Origin of the sequence: Kocuria rosea subsp. polaris (genome assembly GCF_001483755.1) — a bacterium.
GTDB classification, from domain to species: Bacteria; Actinomycetota; Actinomycetes; order Actinomycetales; family Micrococcaceae; genus Kocuria; species Kocuria cellulosilytica.
Genome location: NZ_LQBK01000022.1, coordinates 39605 through 64090 on the forward strand (window position 1 = coordinate 39605; position 24486 = coordinate 64090).

Genomic DNA, 24486 nt, shown 5'->3' on the forward strand with positions numbered 1-24486 from the left:
CCGGTGCCGGCGCCGGGGCGAGCGCGGGACAGAATCCTGGGCCCGCACCCGATGGCCTCAGCCGGTGCAGGCGCCAGGGTGAGCGCGGGGCAGAACCTTGGTCCCGCGCCTGCTCCGGCCTCGGGGACGAGGGGAGGCCTGCACGTCCGGAAGCCGACGGTCCGACCGAGGCCGGACGCTCGCAGCCAGTGCGGCCGGCGCCCGCGGAGCCGGGTCAGATGATCTGGCCGACCGGCAGCTTCTTCTCCGCCTGGAAAGCGTCCTCGGTGCGGCCTCGCGCCCAGTAGCCGGACAGCGAGACCTGGTCCCGCTCCAGCCGGCGGCGGGTGAACAGCTCCTCGCGCAGGGCTTTCATGAGCTCCCGCTCGCCGTGGGCGAAGACCTGCACCCCTCCGGGGTCCGCGGGCCACCCGGCCTCGCGCACGGCCCGCACCAGGGCAGGATCCTCCCCGGGCCCGTCGTCCGCGCGGAAGACCCAGCGCACCGCCATCCCCTCAGGACCGGAGACCGGCTGGACGTCGCGGGGCGAGTCCACCTCGAGGAGCACCTCGCCCTGCGCCGAGGCCGGGAGGGCCTCCAGGACGGCGAGCGCGGCGGGGACCGCGGCGTCGTCGGCGGCGATCAGGGTCCACGCGGCGTCCGGGGAGGGCGTCCACCTGCCGCCCGGACCCAGGGCGATGATGCGGTCCCCGGGCTCGGCGCGGGCTGCCCACGGGCCGGCGAAGCCGTCGTCGCCGTGGAGCACGAAGTCCATCCACAGCTCGTGCCGCTCGGGCACGTACCGGCGGATCGTGAGGTGGCGGGTGACGGGCTGGCGGTCGCCCGGCAGGGTCTCCTTGAGCTCCCAGTAGTCCGGGTTCCGTCCGGGCTCCGCCGGGGTCGGCTGCGCCGTGCCGGGGTGCTCCGCATCGGGGTGCTCCGTGCCGGGGCGGAGGAAGACGAGCTTGACGTACTTCTCGGGCGGGTCGATGTCCGTGTAGCGCTCGGGCTCGTCGAGGCCCAGGACCACCCGGACCATCGACGGGGACAACTGCTCGCGGGAGCGCACCGTCAGGTTCAGCTGCGGCTTGCGGGGTTTCGCGGGCCGGGCTCGGGGGGTCGTCGTCATGCCGCCCACCCTAACGGAGCCCCGCCGGCCGCCCAGCTCACAGCCGCCAGTCGACGGGCTCCGCTCCCTGCTGCTCAAGGAGCTGGTTGGTGCGGGAGAACGGCCGGGAGCCGAAGAAGCCCCGGGACGCGGACAGCGGGGACGGGTGCGCGGACTCGACGGTGGGGAACCCGTCCAGCCAGGAGGCCGTGCTGCGGGCGTCGCGTCCCCACAGGATCGCCACGAGCGGGGTCCCGCGGTCGGCGAGGACGCGGATGGCGCGCTCCGTCACCGTCTCCCAGCCCTGGCCGCGGTGGGAGGCGGGCGCCCCCTCGCGCACGGTGAGGACCCGGTTCAGGAGCATCACGCCCTGCCGCGACCACGCCGAGAGGTCCCCGTGCTCGGGCGGCTCGACGCCGAGGTCCTCCCGCAGTTCCCTGTAGATGTTCTGCAGGGAGCGGGGCACGGGACGGACGTGGGGCTGCACGGAGAAGGAGAGACCCATGGCGTGGCCGGGCGTGGGGTAGGGGTCCTGGCCGACGACCAGCACCCGCACCTGCTCAAGCGGGTCCTGGAAGGCCCGGAAGACCGCCGCGCCCTCCGGGAGCGTGCGGTGCCCGTCGGCGTGCTCCTCGCGCAGGAACCGGCCCATCTGCCGGATCTGCGGCTCGACCGGGGCCAGGGCCTCCGCCCAGTCGGGGGCCATGATCTCGTCCAGGGGCTGGGGCTCGCTCACGGTGCTCCTCGGTGCAGGTGGTCGGTGCGGGCGGTCGGTGCGGGTCTTCGGTGCTGGTCCCCAGCGCGGGTCACGGTGCGGATGCGGTGACGGCGCGGCGGTGCTGGGCACCACTCTAGGCCGGTCCCGCACGGTCCCCGGCCGGGGCGTCCGTCCCCGGAGCGGCGGCCCGGTACCGGGTGCTCCCGGAACCGGCGCCCCGGTGCTGGGTGCCCCCAGTGCCGGAGCCGGTGCTGGTGTCGGTGCTGGTGCTGGGGCTGCTGCTGGGGCTGGTGTCGGTGCTGGGGCTGCTGCCGGTGCCGGTGCTGCTGCCGGTGCCGGTGCTGCTGCTGGTGTCGGTCCTGGGGCCGGCGCCGGTGCCGGAGTGGCGGCGGCGCAGCGCCCGGCCCTCGGCGACCAGCTCCTGCTCCTTCGCCTCCAGCTTCCGGACGCCCCGGAGGTCCCGCGGCGGCAGCCGCAGGTTCTCCTCGGCCTCCATCCCCGCCTGGAGCTGGCGGCCGCGCTCGATCTCCGCGTTGAGCTCCGCCCCGGCGAGCAGCACGATGTTCATGATCCAGAGCCACAGCAGCAGGACGATCACCCCGCCGATGGCCCCGTAGGTGGCGTTGTAGTTGTTGAAGTTGGACACGTAGAAGCTGAACCCGGTGGTCGCCGCGACCATGACCAGGATGGCGACCACCGAGCCGATGCTGAGCCACCGGAACCTCGGCTGCCGGATGTTCGGGGTCGCGTAGTACAGCAGGGCGATCATGAAGACGAGCAGCATCAGCAGGACCGGGACCCGAGCGGCCTGCCACAGCTGCAGGGTCGCTCCGCCCAGGCCGATCAGACCGCCCAGGGCCTCGGCGACCGGACCGGAAAGCAGCAGGAGCAGCATCATGCCCACCACCAGGACCACCAGGGACAGGGTCACCCCGATCATCTGGGGGTAGAGCTTCCAGACCGGCCGCCCCTCCTCGACCTCGTAGATCCGGTTCATGGACCGCCCGAAGGCCCGCACGTACCCCGAGGCCGTCCAGAGGGCGCCGACCAGGCCGGTGACCAGGGCCAGGCCCGCGGACGGGAAGGCGGTGAGCTCGCCGATCGGCCCCTCCAGCACGGCCACGGCCCCCTCGGGAGCCCCGAACTCGTCCAGCAGGCGCAGCAGGGTCCTGGTGGTCGCCTCGGCCTGGCCGACGACGCCGAGCGTGGACACCACCGTGAGCAGCCCGGGGAAGACGGACAGCACGGCGAAGAACGTCATCACCGCCGCCGAGTCCGTGCAGGCGTCGCGGCGGAACTCGTGGACCGACCGGCGCAGGATGTAGCTCCACGAGGGCCTGGTGATCTGCGCCGGCGACGAGGGTTTGTCCGCGCTGTCCGGGTCCGCCCCGGGATCTCCCGTGGGGTGGGGGTCGGCTGCCATGGGGCTCCTCCGCGTGGTCGGCTGCGGGTCAGAATACCGGGGCCGGCACCGCGCCGTCCCGTTCCCTCCCGGGGGAGGGCGGGAGCGGCGGGGGACTGGCTAGAGTGGGCGCATGAGTGCTTCCCCGACCGAGACCCGACCCCGCGCCGTCGTCACCGGGGCCACCGGAGGCATCGGCCGCGCGTGCGTGGTGGACCTCTCCCGCGACCACGACGTCCTGGCGCTGGGCCGCGACGCCGGCCGGCTGGCCGAGCTCGCCGATCTCCCGCACGTCACCGTCCGCGCCGCGGACCTGACCGACGTCGCAGCCCTGCCGGACGTCGTGGCCGACCTGGACCGGGTCGACGTCCTCGTGCACTCGGCGGCGCTCGCGGGGCGCACCACGGTGGAGGCCGCCTCCGTGGCGGACTGGCGGGCGCAGCTCGAGCTCAACGTGGTGGTCCCCGCCGAGCTGACCCGGCTCCTGCTGCCCGCCCTGCGGGCCGCCCGGGGCAAGGTCGTGTTCCTGAACTCCGGCTCGGGCCTCACCGCCCGCGGCGGGGACGCCGTCTACGCGGCCTCGAAGTTCGCCCTGCGCGCGCTCGCCGACTCGCTCCGCCAGGAGGTCGAGGCCGACGGGATCGTGGTCAGCTCGGTGCACCCCGGTCCTGTCGACACGCAGATGCAGCGCGACATCCAGGCGAGCCTGGGCAACGACTACGTCCCGGAGCGCTACATCCGCCCGGAGTCCGTGGCCGCGGCGGTGCGCGCCGTCGTGGACGCGGGCGAGGACGCGCAGCTGACGACCGTCTCCGTGCGGCCCCGGGCCGAGTCGCGGTGACCGGCGAGGACGACGCGCCCGGCGCCGGGCCGGAGCCGGACCGGGACACCGCACCCGAGCCGGTGCCGGACGAGGACGCCGCGGCCGGTCCGGAGCCGGACGGCGAGCCGTCCGGCACGGGGCTGGGCGACGTCGACCGCGAGATCCTCGCCCTCGAGAAGCTGCAGTGGAAGTACCAGGGGGCGAAGGAGATGGAGATCCGCCGCCGCCTGAAGCTCTCGCCCACGCACTACTACCAGCGGCTCAACGTCCTGATCGACACCCGCGCCGCCCTCGAGCACGACCCGATGCTCGTGGCGCGGCTGCGCCGGCAGCGAGGAGGCCAGGAGTGACCCAGTACCCGCACGACGAGTTCGACGACGTCCCCGAGGAGGGTCCCCGCCAGGGCGCCCACCGCGGTCTCCGGCCGACCGTCCGCGTGGGGGCCCGGGAGCTCGCCGCCATCGTCCTGGCCGGGGTGCTGACCCTGGGCGTCGGGGTGTTCGCGTTCCTCAACGCCCCCGCCGACGCCGCCCCGGCACCTGCCGGCACGTCCGCGGGCCCCTGATCCGTCCCGGGCCGCGGCGGACCGCGCTTCACCCACCCCGACGACGTCGGCCCCCGGCGTCACCCGCCTCGCACGACACCGACCCCCGACGACACCGACGCCTGACGCCACCGGAAGGAACCGCAGTGCAGATCGAAGGACGCAGAGTCCGCCTCCGCGACTGGACCGAGGAGGATCTCGCCGCCTACGAGAGGTGGATCATGCCGCCCGCCGGCGGCGGCGAGCACGAGTGGCAGCGCACGGACGGCCCGTTCTACCCCAACTTCACCGCGGAGGGCGCCCAGCGCTGGCTGGGCACCCTCCGGGCGCGCGTGGCGGCGGGGGACTGGCCGGACCCGCGCGAGACGATGGTCATCGCCGACGCCGCTGACGACCGGTTCATCGGGCAGGTGTCCTGGTACTGGTCGGAGAAGCCCACGGAGGACGCGGGGGACGGCACGCACCTGCTGCCGCTGCGCTCCCTGGGCATCACCGTGTACTCCCCGGAGCACTGGAGCGGCGGCTACGGCACCGAGGCCCTGCGCCTGTGGACCGACCACCTCTTCGCCCGCTCCGACTCCCACCGCCTCGACCTCGAGACGTGGAGCGGCAACGTGGGCATGTGCCGGGTCGCGGAGAAGCTGGGCTTCACGGAGGAGGCCAGGATCCGCCGGGCCCGCAGGGTCAGGGGCGAGTACTACGACCGCATGGTCTACGGCGTGCTCCGCGAGGAGTGGCAGGGCTGAGCGGAATCGGCTCAGGGGTTTGCACTCTCCGGGGACGAGTGCCAAGATTGCGATTAGCACTCAGTCGTGTGGACTGCTAATGGCTCGGTCCCCGGCCCGACCTGGGCAGCCACCGGCACAGGAGTGACACCTCAACCACCACGGTGAGGTGCCGCACGGCGTCGGGAAGACTCCGCCGTCGGGCGCACCGTCCGTCGCGGGCACCGTGGAGGTCGACCGTTTGTCTACCGTCCAGGAGGGACGAAGTCACATGGCAAAGATGATTGCTTTCGACGAAGAGGCACGCCGCGGTCTCGAGCGGGGTCTGAACACCCTGGCCGACGCCGTCAAGGTCACCCTCGGCCCGCGCGGCCGCAACGTGGTCCTCGAGAAGGCCTGGGGCGCCCCGACGATCACCAACGACGGCGTGTCCATCGCCAAGGAGATCGAGCTCGACGAGCCGTACGAGAAGATCGGCGCTGAGCTCGTCAAGGAGGTCGCCAAGAAGACCGACGACATCGCCGGTGACGGCACCACCACCGCCACCGTGCTCGCCCAGGCACTCGTCAAGGAGGGCCTGCGCAACGTGGCCGCCGGCGCCGACCCGCTGAGCCTCAAGCGCGGCATCGAGAAGGCCGTCGCCGCGGTCACCGAGGAACTGCTGGCCTCCGCCAAGGAGGTCGAGACCGAGGAGCAGATCGCCGCCACGGCGTCGATCTCCGCCGGCGACCCCGAGATCGGCCGCCTCATCGCCCAGGCGATGGAGAAGGTCGGCAAGGAGGGCGTGATCACGGTCGAGGAGTCCAACACCTTCGGGCTGGACCTCGAGCTGACCGAGGGCATGCGCTTCGACAAGGGCTACCTGTCCGGGTACTTCGTCACCGACGCCGACCGCCAGGAGGCCGTCCTCGAGGATCCCTACATCCTCGTGGTCAACTCCAAGATCTCCGCGGTCAAGGACCTGGTCCCCGTGCTCGAGAAGGTCATGCAGGCCGGCAAGCCGCTGCTGATCATCGCCGAGGACGTCGAGGGCGAGGCCCTGGCCCTGCTGGTGCTCAACAAGATGCGCGGCTCCATCAAGTCCGTGGCCGTCAAGGCCCCCGGCTTCGGCGACCGCCGCAAGGCGCAGCTGGCCGACATCGCGATCCTCACCGGTGGCCAGGTCATCACCGAGGAGGTCGGGCTCTCCCTCGAGACCGCCACCGTGGACCTGCTGGGCCAGGCCCGCAAGGTCGTCGTGACGAAGGACGAGACCACCATCGTCGACGGCGCCGGCACTGCCGAGGAGATCGAGGGCCGCGTGGCCCAGATCCGCGCCGAGATCAACAACTCGGACTCGGACTACGACCGCGAGAAGCTGCAGGAGCGCCTGGCCAAGCTGGCCGGCGGCGTGGCCGTCCTCAAGGCCGGTGCCGCCACGGAGGTCGAGCTCAAGGAGCGCAAGCACCGCATCGAGGACGCCGTGCGCAACGCGAAGGCTGCCGTGGAGGAGGGCATCGTCGCCGGCGGCGGCGTGGCCCTGATCCAGGCCGGCCAGAAGGCGTTCGACAAGCTGCAGCTCACGGGTGACGAGGCCACCGGCGCGAACATCGTCAAGGTCGCCATCGACGCCCCGCTCAAGCAGATCGCCATCAACTCCGGCCTCGAGGCCGGCGTCGTCGTGGACAAGGTCCGCGGTCTGGCCCTGGGCCACGGCCTCAACGCCGCCACCGGCGAGTACGAGGACCTGATGGCCGCGGGCATCAACGACCCGGTCAAGGTCACCCGGTCCGCGCTGCAGAACGCGGCGTCCATCGCCGGGCTGTTCCTCACCACCGAGGCCGTCGTGGCCGACAAGCCGGAGCCCGCGGGCGCCGGCGCCGGTGCCGACGACGGCATGGGCGGCATGGGCGGCATGATGTGATCGACGGCTGACCCGTCGAGCGTGCCCAGCACGCATCCGGCACGGGCCGGGCGCCTCGCAGAGGTGCCCGGCCCGTCGTCGTCCCCGTGCCCGTCGTCGTCCCCGCCCCGTCGTCCCTGCATCCGGTGCCGCGGACCCGGAAATGGTGTTCAATCATCAGGACCAGCTGCCGGAGGAGGAGCCGTGGGCGTCGTCGTGTGGGACGCGGTCCCCGTCCAGCTCGCGCTCGTGCTGATCGCCTTCGCGCTCACCTCGCTGGTGGGCCTCGAACGGCGGCTCCGGCGCAAGAGCGCGGGCCTGCGCACGCACGCCCTGGTCGGCACGGGCTCGGCGGTCTTCACCCTCGTGTCCGCCTACGGCTTCGGCGCCCTGCCCGGCATCGACGCGGGACCGGACCCCTCCCGCGTGGCGGCCCAGATCATCACGGGCATCGGCTTCCTGGGCGCGGGCGTGATCTTCACGAACCGGGACGTGGTCCACGGGCTGACCACGGCCGCGAGCATCTGGCTCTCGGCGGCCATCGGGATGGCCTGCGGGGCCGGGCTCGTGCCGCTCGCCGTCGTCGCCACGGGACTGCACTTCGTCTCCGCGATCGTGCTGACCCCGCTCTCCCGCCGCTTGCCCGGGATGGTGGCCCCGCAGGGCCTCCGGCTGCGCTACGAGGACGGCCACGGCGTGCTGCGGGAGGTCCTCACGGTCGTCGACGAGCTGCAGCTGAGCGCCTCCGTGGTCTCGAGCCGGACGGTCGAGGGAGCGGAGGGCGCTGAGGTGGAGCTGCTCCTGCGGCTGGACGGCAAGACGGACCTGCGCACGGCGGCCGTGCAGCTGTCGAAGGTCGCCGGGGTGCGCGACGTCGCCCAGCAGCGGCTCGAGCAGGAGCCCGGCGACTGAGCCCGTGGCGCACCGGGCCCGTGGCGCACGGGGGCCGTGGCGCACGGGGTCCCGGCGCCGTGAAAAGATGGGATCCATGACGATCACTGCTGCCGCCGACGGCTCCGCGCTGGGCAATCCCGGGCCCGCGGGATGGGCCTGGTACATCGACGACAACACCTGGCGGGCCGGCGGATGGCCCCACGGCACCAACAACATGGGCGAGCTGAAGGCCGTCCTGGACCTGCTCGAGGCCACGGCCCACCGCCGCGAGGAGCCCCTGCGGGTGCTGTGCGACAGCCAGTACGTCATCAACTCGATCACGAAGTGGATGCCCGGCTGGAAGAAGAAGGGCTGGAAGAAGAGGGACGGCAAGCCCGTCCTCAACGTGGAGCTCATGAAGGCGCTGGACGCCGCGATGGCGGGCCGGGACGTGCACTTCGAGTGGGTCAAGGGTCACGCCGGGCACGAGCTCAACGAGGCCGCCGACCTCCGCGCCCGGGCCGTGGCCACCGCGTTCCAGACCGGGCGGCCCGCGCCCGAGGGACCCGGCTTCGACGGCGCCGCCCCGCGTCCGGACGGGCCGGGCCACCGGTCCCCGGCCTCCCGGCCGGTGGAGGGCCGGCACCGGGCGGAGGCTGCCGAGCCCGAGGCGCTGGAGGACCGCCACGACCCCGACCTGCTGAGCGAGCTGCTCGCCCACGAGGAGGAGCTGGCCCGCGGGCGGACGGCGGGGGAGACCGTCGAGGCCCTCGAGCGGGACCTGCTGCGCCCGGAGGTCAGGGCGGACCCGGGCCGGCTGGGGGAGCTGCTGCACGAGGGCTTCGCCGAGGTCGGGGCCTCGGGCTCGTGGTGGTCCCGGGAGGACGTCCTCGACCGGCTGCCCCGCGAACCGGCCCTCGGCGCGGTGGACGTCCACGTGCTGACGGCCACCGAGCTCGGTCCCGCGGCCGTGCACCTCGTCTACCGGCTCACGGCGGGGGACCGCACGAGCCTGCGCAGCTCGCTGTGGGTCCGGGAGGACTCCCGCAACGAGCTGGGGCCCTGGCAGCTGCGCTTCCACCAGGGCACCTACGAGTCCTGACGGGCCCGGTCACACCTCCGGGGCGTCGTCGGCGGGCTCGATGCCCGGTACGCGCACGGTCATCGTCGCGCCCCCGCCGGGGGTCTCGGTGAGCCGCACGGTGCCGTCGTGCTGCTGCACGATCGCGGCCACGATGGAGAGCCCCAGCCCTGTCCCGCCGGTCTCGCGCGTGCGGGAGGAGTCGGCCCGGTAGAAGCGCTCGAACACGCGCTCCGCGTCCTCGCCGTGGATGCCCGGGCCGTGGTCGCGCACCTGCAGCACGGCGTTGAAGGAGTCGTCGACCGAGCGCTCCACGCCCACCGCGATCTCGATCGGGGTGCCCTCCGGGGTGTAGCGCAGGGCGTTGGTCACGAGGTTCGCCACGACCTGGCGCAGCCGGAACTCGTCGCCGTGCACCCACGCCGAGACCGGTGTCCCGCCGCGCAGGCCCTCGACCGCGATCCGCCGGTCGGGGGCGGAGACCCGGGCGTCCCCGGCGGCGTCGAACGCGAGGTGGAGCAGGTCCACGTCGACGTTCTCGGCCGGCCGCCGCTCGTCGAGGCGCGCCAGCATCAGCAGGTCCTCCACGAGCTGCGTCATCCGCTTGGCCTCGGACTCGATCCGGGACATCGCGCCGGCCACGTCCTCGGGGTCCTGCAGGGCGCCGTGCCGGTAGAGCTCCGAGTAGCCCCGGATGGTCACCAGGGGGGTGCGCAGCTCGTGGGAGGCGTCGGCCACGAACCGGCGCAGCTTGGCCTCGGAGCGGGTGCGGGCGTCGAAGGCGTCCTCGATGTGGCCCAGCATCGCGTTGAGGGACGCCGAGAGCTGGCCGATCTCCGTCTGCCGGTTGTAGCCCTCCATGCGCTGGGAGAGGTCGCCCTCGGCGATGCGGGCGGCGGTCTGCTCGACCCGGTGCAGGGGCGCGAACGCGCGGGTGACCAGGACCCAGCCGACGGCCATGGCCGCGAACAGGGTCGCCACGCCGAAGCTCAGCGTCAGGAGGGTCACCGCGCTGAGCATGGCGTTCATGCGGTCGAGCGGCTCGGCGACCGCCACCACGAGGTTCAGCCGTTCCGTCTCGGCCGCGACCACCCGCCACCGGTGGTCCGGGGCGTCCACGGAGCTCACGGTCGTCGGCTCGAAGGGGTTCTCCCGCACGTGCTCGAGGTCGATCTGGGACAGGTCGGGCCGCCGCTCGAGCACTCCGTCCGGCGTGTGCACCGCCTCGGCGAGCATCTCGCCCTCGGCGTCCAGGAGGAACCCGGCGTGCGGCACCTGGGCTCCCTGCGCGCCGCCCATGTCGGCCACCAGCACGGTGGAGACCGCCTGGACGGAGTCCCGCAGCCCGCGGTCGATGTCGTTCAGGAGCGAGGTCCGCAGCACCGAGATCGCCACGAAGCTCGTCACGAGGATGGACAGCGCCAGCAGCAGGCCCGTGAGCACCATGAGCTGCGAGCGCAGGGAGGTCGAGCGCCACCGGGAGGACAGGGTGTGCATCCCGGGACCGGGTCAGTGGTTCTTGTGCGAGGACCGCAGGAGGTAGCCGACGCCGCGCTTGGTGTGGATCAGCGGGGGCAGCTCCGGGTCGTTGTCGATCTTCCGGCGCAGGTAGGAGATGTAGGACTCCACGATCGAGGCGTCCCCGTTGAAGTCGTACTCCCACACGTGGTCGAGGATCTGCGCCTTGGACAGCACCCGGTTCGGGTTGAGCATGAGGTAGCGCAGCAGCTTGAACTCGGTGGGGGAGAGATCGATCTCCCGCTCGCCCCTGAAGACCTCGTGCGCGTCGTCGTCGAGGACCAGGTCGTCCACGCGAAGCCGGGAGTCGTCCTCCTCGGCGGGCTGGGTGCGGCGCAGCACCGCGCGGATGCGGGCGACGACCTCGTCGAGGCTGAAGGGCTTGGTGACGTAGTCGTCGCCGCCCACGGTCAGCCCCGTGACCTTGTCCTCGGTCTCGTCCTTGGCCGTGAGGAAGAGGATGGGGAAGTGCCGCCCGGACGCGCGCAGCCTGCGGGTCACGGAGAACCCGTCCATGTCGGGGAGCATGACGTCGAGCACCGCGAGGTCCGGGTTCTCGGACTCCGCCTTGGCGAGGGCGTCACGGCCGTTGGCGGCGGTGACCACCTCGAAGCCGGCGAAGCGCAGGGACGTGGCCAGCAGCTCGAGGATGTTGGGCTCGTCGTCGACGACGAGCAGTTTCGCTTCGGGGTTGTCGTTCTTCACACCACCCATTTTCTCGGAACAGCCTGAACGCCGCCTGAACGGCCGTCACCGGTCCTCGGGGAGTTCCCCGGGCGCCTCGACGGCCGCGGCGTCGAGGATCCGGTAGGCGTAGCCCTGCTCCGCGAGGAAGCGGCGGCGCTTGGCCGCGTAGCCGGCGTCCACGGTGTCGCGGGCCACCACGGTGTAGAACGTCGCCGGACGGCCGTCCCGCTTGGGCCGCAGCAGCCGCCCCAGCCGCTGGGCCTCCTCCTGCCGGGAGCCGAAGGCCCCCGAGACCTGCACCGCGACCGAGGCCTCCGGCAGGTCGACCGAGAAGTTCGCGACCTTCGAGACCACCAGCACCGGCAGCTCCCCGGCGCGGAACGCGGCGAAGAGCCGCTCCCGCCGGGCCGTGCTCGTGCTCCCCTTGAGCACCGGGGCGCCGAGCAGCGCGCCCAGCTCGTCGAGCTGGTCCAGGAACTGCCCGATCACGAGCACCGGCTCCCCGCGGTGGCGTGCCGCGAGCCGGGCCACGACGTCGAGCTTGTGCGGGGAGGACGAGGCGAGGCGGTGCCGGTCGGCGTCCTCGGCGGAGGCGTAGGCCATCCGGTCCGCGAGCGGCAGCTCCACCCGGACCTCGACGCAGTCGGCGGGGGCGATGTGGCCCTGGGCCTCGATCTCCCGCCACGGGGCGTCGTAGCGCTTGGGCCCGATGAGGGAGAACACCTCCCCCTCGCGGTGGTCCTCGCGCACCAGGGTGGCAGTGAGGCCCAGCCGGCGCCGCGCCTGCAGCTCGGCGGTCATCCGGAACACGGGGGCGGGCAGCAGGTGCACCTCGTCGTAGACGATCAGCCCCCAGTCGTGGCCGTCGAGCAGCTCCAGGTGGGGGTGGATCCCGCCGCGGCGGCTGGTCAGCACCTGGTACGTGGCGATCGTCACGGGGCGGACCTCCTTGACGGCACCGGAGTACTCGCCGATCTCGTCCGCCGTGAGGGTGGTCCGGCGCAGCAGCTCGGCCTTCCACTGCCGCGCCGAGACCGTGTTCGTGACCAGGACGAGCGTCGTCGTGGAGCTCGCCGCCATCACTCCGGCGCCCACCAGCGTCTTGCCGGCTCCGCAGGGCAGGACGACGACGCCGCTGCCGCCCGCCCAGAAGTTCTCCACCGCGTGGCGCTGGTACGGGCGCAGGGACCAGGCCTCGCCCGTGAGCGGGTCCGTCCCCGTGAGGGCGAGGGGGTGGGGCGTGCCGTCCACGTAGCCGGCCCGGTCCTCCGCCGGCCAGCCCACGGTGAGCAGCAGCTGCTTGAGCTGACCGCGCGCGCTCGCGTGCACCACCGTGGTGGAGCCGTCGATGCGGGGCCCGAGCAGCGGGGCGATCTTCCGGTGCCGCGCGATCTCCTCCAGCACCGGGGCGTCGGAGCTGCGCAGCACGAGCCCGTGCACGGGGTCCTGCTCGAGCACGAGCCGGCCGTAGCGGGACATCGTCTCGTCGATGTCCAGCAGCAGGGCGTGGGGGACCGGGAAGCGGGACCGGGTGAGGAGGACGTCGAGCACCTGCTCGGCGTCCAGCCCGGCGGCCCGGGCGTTCCACAGGCCCAGCGGGGTGATGCGGTAGGTGTGCACGTGCTCCGGGGCACGCTCGAGCTCGGCGAAGGCGGCGAGCTCCCGCCGCGCGTCGTCGGCGTCCTCGTGGTCGAGCTCGAGCAGCACGGTCCGGTCGCTCTGGACGATCAGGGGTCCCACGGGGCGGCTCCTCCGCTGTCGGTCGGGTCGTCGGTCGGGTCGTCGGTCGGGTCGTCGGCCGGGCGCCGCGCCCGGTCCCGGCCGGTGAGCCGGTCCACCAGGTCCTGGACCTCCTCCGCGGACGGGACGGGCAGGCGCGGGGCGGGCACCTCGAGCAGCAGGGCCGGGTCGGCGGCGGGGACCGGCGGGGCGGGCTCGGCGGTCGCGACGTCGAGCGCCGGTTCCGTGCCCGTGGCCCGGACGGCGGCGGCGAGCTCCCGGAGCTCGCCGTCCCGGGCGGTGGGGCCGCGGCGCCGTCCGGGGGCCTCCGCGCCGGCGCCGACCACGAGCACGCCGGGCGCCGGCCGCCGCAACCGGCGCCCCGCGAGCTCCGGGGTGCCGGCGAGCGCCTCCAGCAGCTCCTCCTCGCCCGTGAGCACCCAGTCCGCCCGGGTGATCCGGATCCGCCCGTGCCCGCGGCCGGCCTCCTCGACCAGGTAGGCCAGGGCCTGGGGCACCGGGCCCCGGCTGTGCTCCTCGAGCCACGCGAGGATCGAGGGCGGGGTCCAGCCCGCGTCGAGCGCGCGGTGCAGGGAGCGCTCGCTGAACCGGTGCCGCGGGACCGGCCCGTGGCCCTCAGGATCCGCCAGCCCGCCGAGGGCGCGGGCCACGTCGGGCGCGAGGTAGCCGGTGGCCGTGGCCGTGAGGTCGCTCTGCAGCAGCACCGTCCGCGAGGGCGCAGGCAGCCACCCCGCCACGGCGCGGACCGCGTCCTCGGGGCGGTTCTCCGCGAGGGCCAGGCCGGGGACGGTGAGGGCGTCGGCGCCCAGCAGGCCGAGCTCGGCGGCCTCCGTCAGCATTCCCGGGCCCCACCGGTCCAGGGCCCTGGCCAGGCGTGGGCGCCGCCAGCGGGCCAGTGCCAGGACGTCCTCGGCGCCGTGGCCCCCCGGGGCCCGCTCGGCGGCCTCGGCGTGGGCCGCCAGCAGCGCCCGGCGCACGGCCGGGGCCTCCGGGGCGTGCGTGCCCCGCGTGAGGACCCCGACGACCGAGCCGTCGGCCAGGGGCAGCCCCACCGCGGAGGGGACGACGTCGGAGGCCAGCCACGACCGCACCACGTGCCACCACTGTTCGGGGCGCTCGGCGTCCTCGAAGGGAGCCGGCGCCGGGCGCCAGGACGAGGTGTCCGGGTCCAGCCGGACGAGCCCGGTCAGCTCTCCCAGGCCGAGGAGGCGGACGAGCTCGGCGTGCTCGACGCCGAGGGCCGAGCGCAGGCGGCGCAGCTCGCGCACGCCGATCCCGCCCGCCCGCAGGGTGGTCAGCGGCCGGGCCCGCAGCTCGGCGCGCAGCGCCGCGGTGCGCCGCAGCAGCTGCTCGACCGCCGCGGCGGCGGCGTTGTCCCGCACGCGGCCGGGCACGGGCGCGCCCGGCCGGACGGGCGGCTCCGTGGGCGTGGTGGCCCAGGGATCGGGACCGCGCAGGAGCAGGCCGATCTCCCGCGGGAGCTCCACGTGGCGGGCGTCCACGGGGAACAGGACCCCGTGCGCCAGGAGCCAGTCGACCGGCCGGGCGGCGGCGTCGGCCGCGGGGTCGGCACGGCGCAGGGCGCCGGGCAGGGCGCCCACGGGGTGGGCGCGGAACCGGTCGAGCACCTCCTGCGCCGGGGCGGGCCACTGCGCGAGCTCCTCGGCGGTGCGGGGCACGGACCCGGCGACCGGTGCGCCCGGTGCCTCACCGCGCAGGCGTGCGGCGAGGGCCGCGAGCACCGGCCTCGGCCGGCCGAGCCCCGCCGGGTAGCGGCCGAGGGCCTCCGCCAGCCCGGGCACGAGCCGCAGCACGTCGCCGTCCCGGTGCACGAGGCCCAGGCGGTGCAGCCGGTCCCAGGGCGGGCGGGCCGGCAGCGGCGCGGCGGGCCCGCCCAGCACCACGGCGCGTTCGACGGCGTCCAGCTCGGGCCGGGAGAGCTCGTCGAGGGCCCGGCGCAGGCCCGCGCGGGACAGCAGCGCCTCGGCGAGGTCCTCGACCGACTCCGTGCCCGGGCGCACGGCCTCCGGCCGGGCGGCCAGCAGCTCGCCCAGCTCGGCGGGGGAGCGGGACGCGAGATCCCGGAGCAGGCCGTCCGGGAGCACGGCTCAGGCCCGGCGGCGGCGCAGCAGGGAGCGCACCAGGACCGCGCAGAACAGCAGGAAGGCCACGGGGAACGCGAACCACGGGACGACGGTGAGCCCGTCCCAGGGGTCGGCGCCGACGGCCTCGAGCACGAGCAGCAGGGCGAGGCACGCGGCGGACACCAGGCCGAGCACGACCGCGGAGGCGCCCAGGACGTCGACCCCGGGGCGTCGGGCAGGGCGGTCCGCGGGCGCGGCCGCGCGGTCGTCGGTAGCAGGCATGGCTCCAGAATACCGAGCGCGGCGGCGTGCTGGTGACCGCGCCCCGGCGGCTCCCGTCCGTGGGGCAGGGCTAGAATGGGATGTTCCACAGGGTGGCCCGCCGGCAGCGACCGGCGGGCCCCCGCCACGAAACACGAGGACGAGGGAGACAGCGTGCCCACCGGCAAGGTCAAGTGGTTCGATGCGAAGAAGGGCTTCGGGTTCCTGGCGGCCGACGACGGCCAGGAAGTGTTCCTGCCCTCCTCGGCGCTGCCCTCCGGGGCCACCACGGTGAAGCCGGGGACGCGGATGGAGTTCGGGGTGGCGCAGGGACGGCGCGGCGCGCAGGCGCTCTCCGCCCGGATCCTGGACCGCACCCCGTCGGTCGCGAAGAACGTCCGCAAGCCCGCCGACGAGATGGCGGTCATCACGGAGGACCTCATCAAGCTCCTGGACGACATGTCCAACGGCCTGCACCGGGGCCGCTACCCCGACTCCGCGCACGGGAAGAAGATCGCCGCGATCCTGCGCACCGTGGCCGACAACCTGGACGTCTGAGCCCACCGCACCGCCGTCCCGCTCCGCCCCGGCGCACCCGCCGCCGGCAACCGCCACCCATCGCCGACACCCAGCACGAGGGAGACCAGCAGTGACCGAGGAGACCGCCCAGGACGCGACCGCCGAGGCCGCGCCCGCGGCGCCCGAGCCGGCGGCACCGGCGCCCCGCCGCCGCCGGACCCCGAAGCACGACGCCCTGCTCGCGGCCGACGTCGCCACGGCCCGCGCCGCGGTCGAGCAGATCGCGGAGCCCGCGCAGATCGGTCCCGGGCACCGGGTGACGGCGGAGGAGGACCGGCTGGTCGTCCACCTCTTCGAGTGCGCACTGCCCGGGTACCGGGGCTGGAACTGGTTCGCGAGCCTGGCCCGCGCCCCCCGCAGCAAGGCCGTGACGGTCTGCGAGGTGGGCCTGCTGCCGGGGGAGGACGCCCTCCTGGCACCCGAGTGGGTCCCGTGGTCCGCCCGGGTGAGCCCCGAGGAGAAGGCGCAGGAGGAGCAGGACCGGGCCGAGGAGGAGGCCGGGGAGAACGCCGCGGCCGGTGCGCCCGGCGGCTCCGGGGACGCGGCCGGCGGCGACCGGGCCCCCGAGGACCGTGCGGCGGCCGAGGACGGGTCCGTCCCGCCGCAGGAGGGCGAGCGGCCCTGACCGCTCCACCGGGGACCGCCGGGACGGACGAGGCCCCGGAGCCCGCGCGCGGGATGTTCCGGTCCTTCCGGTTCCGCAACTACCGGCTGTGGTTCCTCGGCGCGCTCGTGTCCAACATCGGGACGTGGATGCAGCGCACGGCCCAGTCGTGGCTGGTCTTCGACGAGCTCTCGGACCAGGACGCCACCGCCATGGGCGTGGTGACGGCCCTGCAGTTCCTGCCCCAGCTCTTCCTCGCGCCCTCGGCCGGCGTGCTCGCGGACCGGCTCGACCGGCGGCGCCTGCTGCTGTGGACGCAGACGGCCATGGCGGTGCTGGCGGCCGGTCTGGGAGTGCTGGTCCTGACCGGCGCGGCCACCCTGTGGCACGTCTACGGCTTCGCCCTCGCCCTGGGTGTCGTCTCCACGATGGACGCCCCCGTGCGCCAGACCTTCGTCTCCGAGATGGTCGACGACGCCTACCTCTCCAACGCCGTGGCCCTGAACGCGACCTCGTTCAACACGGCCCGGATGATCGGGCCCGCCGTGGCCGGCGTGCTCGTCGCCTCGATCGGGTCGGGCTGGGTGTTCCTGCTCAACACGCTGACCTTCGGCGCCATGCTCGCCGCCGTCCTGGCGATCCGCACGGACGAGCTGCGCGGGATGCCGCGGTCCGGCCGGGGGCGGGGGCAGATCCGGGAAGGCCTGGCCTACGTCGGCAGCCGCCCCGACATCGTGGCCGTGCTGATCACCATCTTCCTCATCGGCACCTTCGGGCTGAACTTCGCGGTGTTCCTGGCGGCCATGGCCGGCCCCGAGTTCGGCCGCGGCCCGGAGACCTTCGGGCTGCTCAACTCGGTGCTGGCGGTCGGCACGGTGGCGGGGGCCCTGCTCTCGGCCCGGCGCCGCAGCGCCCGGCTGCGCTACGTCTACGGGGGCAGCGCCGTCTTCGCCGTCAGCTGCCTGGGTGCGGCGACGGCGCCCAGCCTGCCGCTGTTCGCGCTGTGGCTGGTGCCCTGCGGGCTGTCCTCCCTGACCATCATGACCACTGCCAACGCGTACGTGCAGTCGACCACCTCACCGGTGATGCGCGGACGGGTCATGAGCCTGTACATGGCCATCTTCATGGGCGGCACCCCGATCGGGGCGCCGGTCGTCGGCTGGATCACCGACGCCCTCGGGGCGCGCTGGGGCATGGGGGTCGCCGTGGCGGCGGGTCTCGGCGGGGCCCTGGTGGGCTTCGTCGTGTGGTGGCGGCTGCGCGCGGGGCGCGTGCCCGCCGGTTAGCGCCCCGACCGTCCGTGGAGCTGCTCGACGAGGTGGTCCACGCAGTGCAGCAGCCGGGCCACGTCGTCGGGCTCGATCGAGACGAACGTGGCGATCCGCAGCTGGTTGCGCCCCAGCTTGCGGTAGGGCTCGACGTCCACCACTCCGTGGGCGCGCAGGACCGCCGCGACACCGGCCGCGTCCACGGCGTCGTCGAAGTCCACGGTGGTGATCACGGTGGAGCGGTCCTCCGGGCGGGCCACGAACGGGCGCGCGAACGGGACCGCCTCCGCCCACGCGTAGACGAGGTCGGAGGACTCCTTCGTGCGGGCCGCGGCCCACGCCATGCCGCCCTGCTCGTTGAGCCACCGGACCTGCTCGTCGAGCATGACCAGGGTGGCCAGGGCGGGAGTGTTGTAGGTCTGGTTCTTCCGGGAGTTCTCCAGCGCCGTGGTGAGCTGCAGGAAGTCGGGGACCCACCGCCCCGAGGCGCCGATCCGCTCGATCCGCTCGACGGCGGCGGGGGAGAACGCGCCGAGCCACAGCCCGCCGTCGGAGCCGAAGTTCTTCTGGGGAGAGAAGTAGTAGACGTCCGCCGCGGCCAGGTCCGCGGCCATCCCGCCGGCCGCCGAGGTGGCGTCGACCAGCACGAGCGCCTCGTCCCCGGTGCCGGCGGGCCGCACCACGGGTGCGGCGACCCCGGTGGAGGTCTCGTTCTGGGGCCAGGCGTAGACGTCCACGCCCTCCTCCGCACGGGCCTCCGGGCGTGCTCCGGGGGCCGACTCCACGATCGAGGAGGCCTCCAGGAACGGGGCGCCGTCGGTGGCCTGGGCGAACTTCGCCCCGAACTCGCCGAACACCAGGTGCTGGGCCCTGCGCTGCACGAGCCCGAAGGCGGCGGCGTCCCAGAAGGCGGTTGCCCCGCCCAGGCCCAGCAGCACCTCGTAGCCCTCGGGGAGCCCGAGGAACTGCGCGAGGCCCTCGCGCACCGAGCCCACGAGCTCCTGCACCGGCGCCTGACGGTGGGACGTCCCGAGCAGGGCGGTCCCGGCGCGGGACACGGCCTCGACCTGGGCCGGGCGGATCTTCGAGGGGCCGGCGCCGAACCGGCCGTCGGCGGGCAGCAGATGCTGGGGGATGGTGACGTGTGCGGGCAACGGGCGCTCCCTCGGGATGACGTGCGGCGGGTGACGGGCGGTGGGCGCGGCCGCCGGGACGGGATGCTCGCGCCGTGCGCGCCTCGGCCCATTCTGCCCCACCCGCGGACGCCGGGCTCCGCGGGTGCCGGGTGCGGGGTGCGGTGGACGCCGGGCTGCGCGGGTGCAGTGGGCGGCCGGGCTCATCGGGCCCCGGGCTCCGCGGGTGCCGCTCTCCGTCCGGACCACAGCGGGGCTCTCGCACTAAGCTCGTGCAGGAAGACCGGACCGGGCAGGATCCCCGGGGCCGGACGGCCGGACGAAGGATGACTGAGGCATGAGCGACCTGATCGACACCACGGAGATGTACCTGCGGACCGTGCTCGAGCTCGAGGAGGAGGGGATCACACCGATGCGGGCCCGCATCGTGGAGCGTCTCGACCACTCCGGGCCCACGGTCTCGCAGACGGTGTCCAGGATGGAGCGGGACGGGCTGCTGACGGTGGGCCCGGACCGGTCGCTGCTGCTCACCGAGGCCGGCCGGGAGCGGGCCGTGCAGGTCATGCGGAAGCACCGGCTCGCCGAGCGCCTGCTCGCCGACGTCATCGGCCTGGACCTGGCACAGGTCCACGACGAGGCGTGCCGGTGGGAGCACGTCATGAGCGAGCAGGTCGAGCGGCGGCTCGTGGACCTCCTGCACAGCCCCCGGCACTCGCCGTACGGCACGCCGATCCCCGGCCTCGCCGCCCTCGGGGTGGAGGACAGCCCCGCCGCGGCGCACCCCTCCCTGCTCGACGCCGCCCGCCACGTCCCGGACGGCCCGCACACCATCGCGCTGCTGCCGGAGGTGGTCCAGGCGGACGCCGACCTGCTGGGCGTGCTGAGCGACGTGGGCGTGCTCACCGGGGCCGAGGTCAGGGCACGGGTGGACGGTCAGCTCGTGCGCATCGAGGTGCCGGCCACGGGACGGTCCGCGGAGGTCGACCTGCGGACCGCCGCGGCCATCCGCGTCCTCGCCTCCTGACGCCCCGCCGCGGGCGGCGGGAGATGTGCCTCGCCGCGGGCGGCGGGGGACATCTCCCGCGGTGCCTCCGGAGGCAGTGCGGCGTCGTCCCCGGTGCCCCGGAGCGCTCCGGGGAGCGGTCCCGTCCCGGATGTGTGGACGTTCACAAGCTACATTCCGCCAGTCCGCTCCCCGACGGGCTCCCGGAGCGCACCGGCCCTGGTGGGACGCGGTTTTTGCGGGCTCCGAAGGGCACTGCACAGGGCGTCACAGGGGCAAATTCTTCTTCTGTGAAGACTCAATTCCGCGGGATTGATATGGTGCTCGTTGCCTCTTCGTGATCGGTCGTGATCAAAACGTGACACTTCCGTAATCTGTCATGTACTGTTCAACGCGTGCTGATCACTGGTCGGATCGGCGCCCACGAAGCACATCGCCGAATTCTGCCGGTGCCCGTGGCCTCTACACAGAAACTGCTTGGCAGAAGCGGGGGAACCATTTTCGGTCCCGGTGATCCGGGTCCTTGGGGTTAAGTCGTCAGAGCGCGTGCGTTCTGCGGCCGGGTGTCTCCCACCCGAATCCGACAGCTCACCTCGTAGGCAAAGGGAGGAACTCAACCATGTCGCTTTTCCAGCAGAACTCTGCCCGCCACCGCGCCGAGAGCACCTCGCACGCCGTGCGCAACACCACCATCGCCGCCGCCGCCGGCGCCGCGATGATCGGCTCCATCGCCCCGGCCCAGGCCTACGCCCAGGCCCCCGTCGAGTCCGGCGCGGCCTACTCGGCCCCGGCCCCGGCGTCCGCCTCGCTGGCCGGCTACACCTCGTACACCTATGAGGCTCCGGTCGCCGCGCAGCCCGCGGCCCAGCCCGCCGCCCCGGCCTACGAGGCCCCGGCCCCGGCGCCCCAGTCGGCCGCCGCCACCGCGAGCGTGACCCCCCAGTCCACCGCCACCACGGCCATCTCCCCGGCCGCCGGCGGCATCGTGGGCACCGCGATGTCCGCGCAGGGCGCCGGCTACGTCTACGGCGGCACCGCCTACGGCGCCTGGGACTGCTCCGGCTTCACCCAGTGGGTCTTCGCCCAGAACGGCATCGACCTGCCCCGCACCACCTGGTCCCAGTTCGCGGCGGGCACCCCCACCGCCAACCCGCAGCCCGGCGACCTCGTCTCCCAGAACGGCGGCGCGCACGTGGGCGTCTACATCGGCGGCGGCAAGATGATCTCCGCCCTCAACCCGACCCAGGGCACCCAGGTCCACTCCGTCAACGCCATGCAGCTGGACGGCTACTACACCTTCTGATCGGTCCCGGCCGCCCGCACCCCTCGGGTGCGGGCGGCACCCGATCCCCCCAGGCACGGAGAGCCGCTCTCCCGGCTCTCCGTGCTTCCTGCTGTCCGCCCGGACAGCGACTCCTCCCCTCCGCTCGCCCGGCCGTCGTTCCCGATCCCGGAACACCGTCCTGCCGGACACCGGACCACCCCAGCATCCCCCGGGGCGATCCGTGCTGTCCCCGTGCCCTCCGGCAGGCCGGCTCGGCCCCGCCAGAAAGTCGTCTGAACTCCTCATGACCCGTGACCTGACCTCCTCCAACGGCATCGGCTCGCTCCTGACCGGCAAGGCCCGCACCGTGGCCGCCGTCGCGGCCTTCTCCGGCCTGGCCCTCGCCACCACCGTGTCCGTGCAGGCCGCTCCGGCCCAGGACGCCTCCGCCGACGCCCCGCTGTCCGCCGTGGCCGCCGCCACCCCCGCCGCGGCCCCCGCCGTGTCCCTCGAGCCCGTCGCCCACGTGACGAAGGCCGAGAAGCCGGCGTCGGAGAAGCCGGCCGCGAAGAAGGCTGAGAAGAAGGCGGAGAAGAAGGCCGAGCGGAAGGTGCAGACCCCGGTCGTCGCGGCTCCCGCCGTGGCCGCCCCGGCCCCGAAGCCGGCCGTGCAGGCCGCCCCCGCCCCCAAGCCGGCCGCCGCGCCCGCCCCGGCGGTGGCGGCTCCGAAGCCCGCTGCTCCCAAGCCGGTCGTGCAGGCCGCCCCGGCCCCGAAGCCCGCCGCCGCCCCGAAGCCGGTCGTGCAGGCCGCCCCGGCGGCCGAGCGCACCGTCAGCACCCAGAGCTCCGCCTCCGGCAAGGGCGCGACCATCTCCTCCGCCGCCATGGGCCAGCTCGGCGTGAGCCAGGACTGCACCGCGCTCGTCACGAACGCCCTGCGCGCCGCCGGGATCAACCACCACGGCTGGCCGGCCTCCTACCTGAGCCTCGGCACGCAGGTCTCCGCCGGCCAGGCGCAGCCCGGCGACCTCGTCTACTACGCCGACGGTGGCATGGGCGCGGCCCACATCGGCGTCTACATCGGCGGCGGCAAGGCCGTCCACGGCGGCTGGAACGGCGGCACGACCGTCATCGACAGCGTCAACGTGGGCTCCGGCCCCGTCTACGTCCGCGTGCGCTGAGCGCACGCGAGAGCACCGGTTCGGGTGCGCGGTTCCTGGTCGGCCAGACGGGAACCGCGCACCCGCTGTCGTTCCCGGGTCCTCCCCGGCGGCCGCTGCGGCGCCCGCTCCGGTGCCCGCCCGGCGGCCGATAGACTGGGACCATGTCCACCGACTACAGCCGCAACGCCCGCACGAGCCTCGATCGTGAGTACGCCTACATGGCCTACGGCATGATCGCCGGCGCCGTGCCCGGCATCGCGGCCGGGTTCGTGGTCGCCGCCTTCGTGGGCCACGCCGCGATGTGGCTCTCCGTCCTCGGCGGCATCGGGATCGTGCTGGGCCTGGTCACCGGGATCCTGCTCCACCGGCGGCGGCACGTCACGGCCGGGCGCCCGGACCGCCGGGAGGGCGGCGCAGCGCCGGAATGACGTGCTCCCGCAGCAGCGGGGCCAGGTCCACGGGGAGCGCGTCGAGGACGTCCTCGCCGACGGGCTGCCAGCGCAGCTCCTCGATCTCCGCGAGCGGCACGGGCCGGCCCGTCAGCGGCGCCGTGAACACGGTGCAGCGCACCCACGTGCGGTCCTCGTTCGCGGCCGGCGCCTCGAACTCCCCGAGCAGGCCCAGCTGAGCGGGGTCCAGCCGCAGGCCCACCTCCTCCGCCGTCTCGCGCACGGCCGCCGCCGCCGGGGACTCGCCCGGATCGAGCTTGCCGCCGACCAGCATGAAACGCTCCGTGCCGCGCTTGCGCACCGTCAGCAGCGCCCCGTCGTCGTCCCGCAGGCACACGGCGGTGATGGTCAGCACCGCGGCGTCCGCGGGGGGACCGGAGGGACCCGCCCCGACGGCCGCGCGCAGCCGGGCGATCTCGTCCTCGAGGTTGCGGACCGCCGGGGCGCCCCACCGTCGCCGGGCGGCCGGGGTCCGGAACAGCGGGCGCCGGTTTCTGAGGTCCTCGAGCACACGCAGCCTGGCCTGCGCGAACACCGCCTCCGGCACGTGCGCGTACTCCTTCCGGACCCCCGCGACATAGGCGGCGTAGCCCGCCGGGTCCGCCCCGAGCACCGAGAGATCGGCGTCGAGGAGCAGCCCTCCGGCGGTGTCGTCGTCGGTGACCCGGTGCCCGAGGGTGAGCAGCACCAGCCGTTCGACCTCCGCCGCGAGCGGCTCGGGGAAGCCGGCGGCGGTCAGCCGCGCACGGGCCAGCTCCGCGGACTCCTGCTCGTCGGACCCGGGGCGGCCCCGGTAGACCGCGTCGTGGAACCACGCGGCCAGGACCAGGGCCTCGGACCGGGCGGGGTCGAGCCGGGTCCCGGCCAGCAGCAGGTCGAGGGCCTCGAGCACCGCGAGCAGGTGCGCGGGACCGTGGTAGTGCCGGTGCGGCTCGCTCCACCGGTGCACGAGCTCCTCGCCCAGCGCCGGGTGCGCCGGGAAGCGGGCGGCCCACCGCCGCAGCAGGACCCGGGCGACCCGGTCCGGGCGCGCCCGCGCGGGAACGCGCAGCCCGCTGCGCACGAGCACGCGCGTGAGCTGCCGGCCGTCGACCGGCCGGGCACCCGCGGCCACCGCCTGCTCGTACCGGCTCTCCGGCACGTCGTAGTGGTCCCGGTCGAAGGCGCGCCGGGAAACCCCCAGCCGGTCCGCGAAGGCGTGCAGCTCCTCGTAGGAGGTGTCGGAGACCAGGTGCGAGAAGTGCGTGCCGTGGGCCGGCCACAGCGGCGGATCGATGTAGACGGGCATGCGATCGATCCTAGTGGGGCCGCACCGGCCGGCTCCCGGCGGGGCGGGCGGGTGTCCGGGCCGTCGGCCGGTGGGCTTCGCCGGACACTGACAGTCCGACGGGCCGTGGGGTTCGCCGGCCCCCTGACAGTCCGTCGGGCGGTGGGCCCGCCGGGTCCGGACAGGCTCGGGTCCGGACGCGGCCGGTTAGCGGGGGTCCGGGGGAGCCCCTAGACTGTTCGCGTCGCCCTCGTAGCTCAGGGGATAGAGCACGGCTCTCCTAAAGCCGGTGTCGTTGGTTCGAATCCAATCGAGGGCACGCACGGACGCCC

Annotated in this window: 24 protein-coding genes, 1 tRNA gene and 1 riboswitch; of the genes, 15 read left to right on the top strand and 10 right to left on the bottom strand. The window is 74.3% G+C overall.

Going from position 1 to position 24486, the window contains the following annotated elements:
* Positions 1-214 precede the first annotated feature (214 nt).
* The 3 genes from AVL61_RS10490 to AVL61_RS10500 form a co-directional block, all read right to left on the bottom strand.
* On the bottom strand, positions 215-1108 hold the full coding sequence (locus AVL61_RS10490) for a siderophore-interacting protein (RefSeq protein ID WP_058874281.1): 894 nt from the start codon (positions 1106-1108) through the stop codon (positions 215-217).
* Positions 1109-1145: 37 nt separating this feature from the next.
* A complete protein-coding gene (locus AVL61_RS10495; protein ID WP_058874282.1) occupies positions 1146-1823 on the bottom strand; it encodes a uracil-DNA glycosylase in 678 nt (225 codons plus the stop codon).
* Between the two features lie 115 nt (positions 1824-1938).
* The gene (locus AVL61_RS10500; protein ID WP_231738380.1) at positions 1939-3228 is read right to left on the bottom strand and encodes a YihY/virulence factor BrkB family protein; all 1290 of its coding nucleotides are present in this window, start codon (positions 3226-3228) and stop codon (positions 1939-1941) included.
* Positions 3229-3340: 112 nt separating this feature from the next.
* On the opposite strand from AVL61_RS10500, the gene AVL61_RS10505 reads away from it, so the two are divergent.
* From AVL61_RS10505 to AVL61_RS10535, 7 genes are all read left to right on the top strand, one after another.
* Positions 3341-4048, top strand: a complete 708-nt coding sequence (locus tag AVL61_RS10505; protein WP_058874283.1) for an SDR family oxidoreductase — start codon at positions 3341-3343, stop codon at positions 4046-4048.
* Positions 4045-4380, top strand: coding sequence for a DUF3263 domain-containing protein (locus tag AVL61_RS10510; protein ID WP_331457114.1), 336 nt, complete (start codon positions 4045-4047; stop codon positions 4378-4380). Before AVL61_RS10505 ends, AVL61_RS10510 begins: the two co-directional genes overlap by 4 nt.
* Positions 4377-4595: a hypothetical protein gene (locus AVL61_RS10515; protein WP_058874284.1), complete on the top strand. Its 219-nt coding sequence runs from the start codon at positions 4377-4379 to the stop codon at positions 4593-4595. Before AVL61_RS10510 ends, AVL61_RS10515 begins: the two co-directional genes overlap by 4 nt.
* A 125-nt stretch (positions 4596-4720) precedes the next feature.
* Positions 4721-5320, top strand: coding sequence for a GNAT family N-acetyltransferase (locus AVL61_RS10520; RefSeq protein ID WP_058874285.1), 600 nt, complete (start codon positions 4721-4723; stop codon positions 5318-5320).
* 250 nt (positions 5321-5570) lie between these two features.
* A complete protein-coding gene (gene groL / locus AVL61_RS10525; RefSeq protein WP_058874286.1) occupies positions 5571-7202 on the top strand; it encodes a chaperonin GroEL in 1632 nt (543 codons plus the stop codon).
* Between the two features lie 183 nt (positions 7203-7385).
* Entirely contained in the window at positions 7386-8093 is a 708-nt protein-coding gene (locus tag AVL61_RS10530) for an MgtC/SapB family protein (protein ID WP_058874287.1), read from the top strand.
* A 76-nt stretch (positions 8094-8169) separates the two neighbouring features.
* On the top strand, positions 8170-9156 hold the full coding sequence (locus AVL61_RS10535) for an RNase H family protein (protein ID WP_058874288.1): 987 nt from the start codon (positions 8170-8172) through the stop codon (positions 9154-9156).
* 9 nt (positions 9157-9165) lie between these two features.
* Here the strand turns inward: AVL61_RS10535 and AVL61_RS10540 are convergent, their stop codons facing one another.
* The 5 genes from AVL61_RS10540 to AVL61_RS10560 are packed head-to-tail and all read right to left on the bottom strand — an operon-like array spanning position 9166 to position 15446.
* The gene (locus AVL61_RS10540; RefSeq protein WP_058874289.1) at positions 9166-10632 is read right to left on the bottom strand and encodes a sensor histidine kinase; all 1467 of its coding nucleotides are present in this window, start codon (positions 10630-10632) and stop codon (positions 9166-9168) included.
* 12 nt (positions 10633-10644) lie between these two features.
* Positions 10645-11367, bottom strand: a complete 723-nt coding sequence (locus tag AVL61_RS10545; protein ID WP_058874290.1) for a response regulator transcription factor — start codon at positions 11365-11367, stop codon at positions 10645-10647.
* Positions 11368-11403: 36 nt separating this feature from the next.
* A complete protein-coding gene (locus AVL61_RS10550; protein WP_058874291.1) occupies positions 11404-13080 on the bottom strand; it encodes a DNA repair helicase XPB in 1677 nt (558 codons plus the stop codon).
* Positions 13068-15185 carry a helicase-associated domain-containing protein gene (locus tag AVL61_RS18615; protein WP_058874292.1) on the bottom strand — a complete coding sequence of 706 codons (2118 nt, stop codon included), beginning with the start codon at positions 15183-15185 and terminating at the stop codon, positions 13068-13070. The genes AVL61_RS10550 and AVL61_RS18615 overlap by 13 nt, the downstream gene beginning before the upstream one ends.
* Before the next feature lie 3 nt (positions 15186-15188).
* Positions 15189-15446, bottom strand: coding sequence for a hypothetical protein (locus AVL61_RS10560; RefSeq protein ID WP_058874293.1), 258 nt, complete (start codon positions 15444-15446; stop codon positions 15189-15191).
* Between the two features lie 153 nt (positions 15447-15599).
* Here AVL61_RS10560 and AVL61_RS10565 point away from each other — a divergent pair, with 153 nt between their 5' ends.
* The 3 genes from AVL61_RS10565 (at position 15600) to AVL61_RS10575 (ending at position 17894) form a co-directional block, all read left to right on the top strand.
* Entirely contained in the window at positions 15600-15983 is a 384-nt protein-coding gene (locus tag AVL61_RS10565) for a cold-shock protein (protein ID WP_058874294.1), read from the top strand.
* Positions 15984-16074: 91 nt separating this feature from the next.
* Positions 16075-16629 (top strand): DUF3027 domain-containing protein, encoded by a 555-nt coding sequence (locus AVL61_RS10570; protein WP_058874295.1) that lies wholly within the window; start codon positions 16075-16077, stop codon positions 16627-16629.
* Positions 16630-16682: 53 nt separating this feature from the next.
* Complete coding sequence (locus tag AVL61_RS10575) at positions 16683-17894, top strand: MFS transporter (RefSeq protein ID WP_058874296.1); 1212 nt, start codon at positions 16683-16685, stop codon at positions 17892-17894.
* On the opposite strand, the gene serC is transcribed toward AVL61_RS10575, so the two are convergent.
* Positions 17891-19030: a phosphoserine transaminase gene (gene serC / locus AVL61_RS10580; RefSeq protein WP_058874297.1), complete on the bottom strand. Its 1140-nt coding sequence runs from the start codon at positions 19028-19030 to the stop codon at positions 17891-17893. The two genes, AVL61_RS10575 and serC, sit on opposite strands and share 4 nt — an antisense overlap.
* A 316-nt stretch (positions 19031-19346) precedes the next feature.
* On the opposite strand from serC, the gene AVL61_RS10585 reads away from it, so the two are divergent.
* From AVL61_RS10585 to AVL61_RS10600, 4 genes are all read left to right on the top strand, one after another.
* Complete coding sequence (locus AVL61_RS10585) at positions 19347-20033, top strand: metal-dependent transcriptional regulator (RefSeq protein WP_058874298.1); 687 nt, start codon at positions 19347-19349, stop codon at positions 20031-20033.
* A gap of 405 nt (positions 20034-20438) precedes the next feature.
* A riboswitch (cyclic di-AMP (ydaO/yuaA leader) is annotated at positions 20439-20626 on the top strand.
* Positions 20627-20631: 5 nt separating this feature from the next.
* Positions 20632-21315: a C40 family peptidase gene (locus AVL61_RS10590; RefSeq protein ID WP_058874299.1), complete on the top strand. Its 684-nt coding sequence runs from the start codon at positions 20632-20634 to the stop codon at positions 21313-21315.
* A gap of 265 nt (positions 21316-21580) precedes the next feature.
* Positions 21581-22456, top strand: coding sequence for a C40 family peptidase (locus AVL61_RS10595; protein ID WP_058874300.1), 876 nt, complete (start codon positions 21581-21583; stop codon positions 22454-22456).
* Positions 22457-22599: 143 nt separating this feature from the next.
* A complete protein-coding gene (locus AVL61_RS10600; protein ID WP_058874301.1) occupies positions 22600-22866 on the top strand; it encodes a hypothetical protein in 267 nt (88 codons plus the stop codon).
* On the opposite strand, the gene AVL61_RS18690 is transcribed toward AVL61_RS10600, so the two are convergent.
* Complete coding sequence (locus AVL61_RS18690; protein WP_082697079.1) at positions 22817-24175, bottom strand: DUF4031 domain-containing protein; 1359 nt, start codon at positions 24173-24175, stop codon at positions 22817-22819. The genes AVL61_RS10600 and AVL61_RS18690 overlap by 50 nt on opposite strands.
* Positions 24176-24400: 225 nt before the next feature.
* On the opposite strand from AVL61_RS18690, the gene AVL61_RS10610 reads away from it, so the two are divergent.
* Positions 24401-24473, top strand: a tRNA-Arg gene (locus AVL61_RS10610).
* Positions 24474-24486 lie beyond the last annotated feature (13 nt).

What these genes read in the sequence shown, in the direction of transcription:
- AVL61_RS10540 (WP_058874289.1), bottom strand. Translation starts at nt 10,632, where the DNA reads ATGCACACCCTGTCCTCCCGGTGGCGCTCGACCTCCCTGCGCTCGCAG.
- AVL61_RS10500 (WP_231738380.1), bottom strand. Translation starts at nt 3,228, where the DNA reads ATGGCAGCCGACCCCCACCCCACGGGAGATCCCGGGGCGGACCCGGAC.
- AVL61_RS10490 (WP_058874281.1), bottom strand. Translation starts at nt 1,108, where the DNA reads ATGACGACGACCCCCCGAGCCCGGCCCGCGAAACCCCGCAAGCCGCAG.
- AVL61_RS10560 (WP_058874293.1), bottom strand. Translation starts at nt 15,446, where the DNA reads ATGCCTGCTACCGACGACCGCGCGGCCGCGCCCGCGGACCGCCCTGCC.
- AVL61_RS10595 (WP_058874300.1), top strand. Translation starts at nt 21,581, where the DNA reads ATGACCCGTGACCTGACCTCCTCCAACGGCATCGGCTCGCTCCTGACC.
- AVL61_RS10505 (WP_058874283.1), top strand. Translation starts at nt 3,341, where the DNA reads ATGAGTGCTTCCCCGACCGAGACCCGACCCCGCGCCGTCGTCACCGGG.
- groL (WP_058874286.1), top strand. Translation starts at nt 5,571, where the DNA reads ATGGCAAAGATGATTGCTTTCGACGAAGAGGCACGCCGCGGTCTCGAG.
- AVL61_RS10545 (WP_058874290.1), bottom strand. Translation starts at nt 11,367, where the DNA reads ATGGGTGGTGTGAAGAACGACAACCCCGAAGCGAAACTGCTCGTCGTC.
- AVL61_RS10585 (WP_058874298.1), top strand. Translation starts at nt 19,347, where the DNA reads ATGAGCGACCTGATCGACACCACGGAGATGTACCTGCGGACCGTGCTC.
- AVL61_RS10535 (WP_058874288.1), top strand. Translation starts at nt 8,170, where the DNA reads ATGACGATCACTGCTGCCGCCGACGGCTCCGCGCTGGGCAATCCCGGG.
- AVL61_RS10590 (WP_058874299.1), top strand. Translation starts at nt 20,632, where the DNA reads ATGTCGCTTTTCCAGCAGAACTCTGCCCGCCACCGCGCCGAGAGCACC.
- AVL61_RS10575 (WP_058874296.1), top strand. Translation starts at nt 16,683, where the DNA reads ATGTTCCGGTCCTTCCGGTTCCGCAACTACCGGCTGTGGTTCCTCGGC.
- AVL61_RS18690 (WP_082697079.1), bottom strand. Translation starts at nt 24,175, where the DNA reads ATGCCCGTCTACATCGATCCGCCGCTGTGGCCGGCCCACGGCACGCAC.
- AVL61_RS10600 (WP_058874301.1), top strand. Translation starts at nt 22,600, where the DNA reads ATGTCCACCGACTACAGCCGCAACGCCCGCACGAGCCTCGATCGTGAG.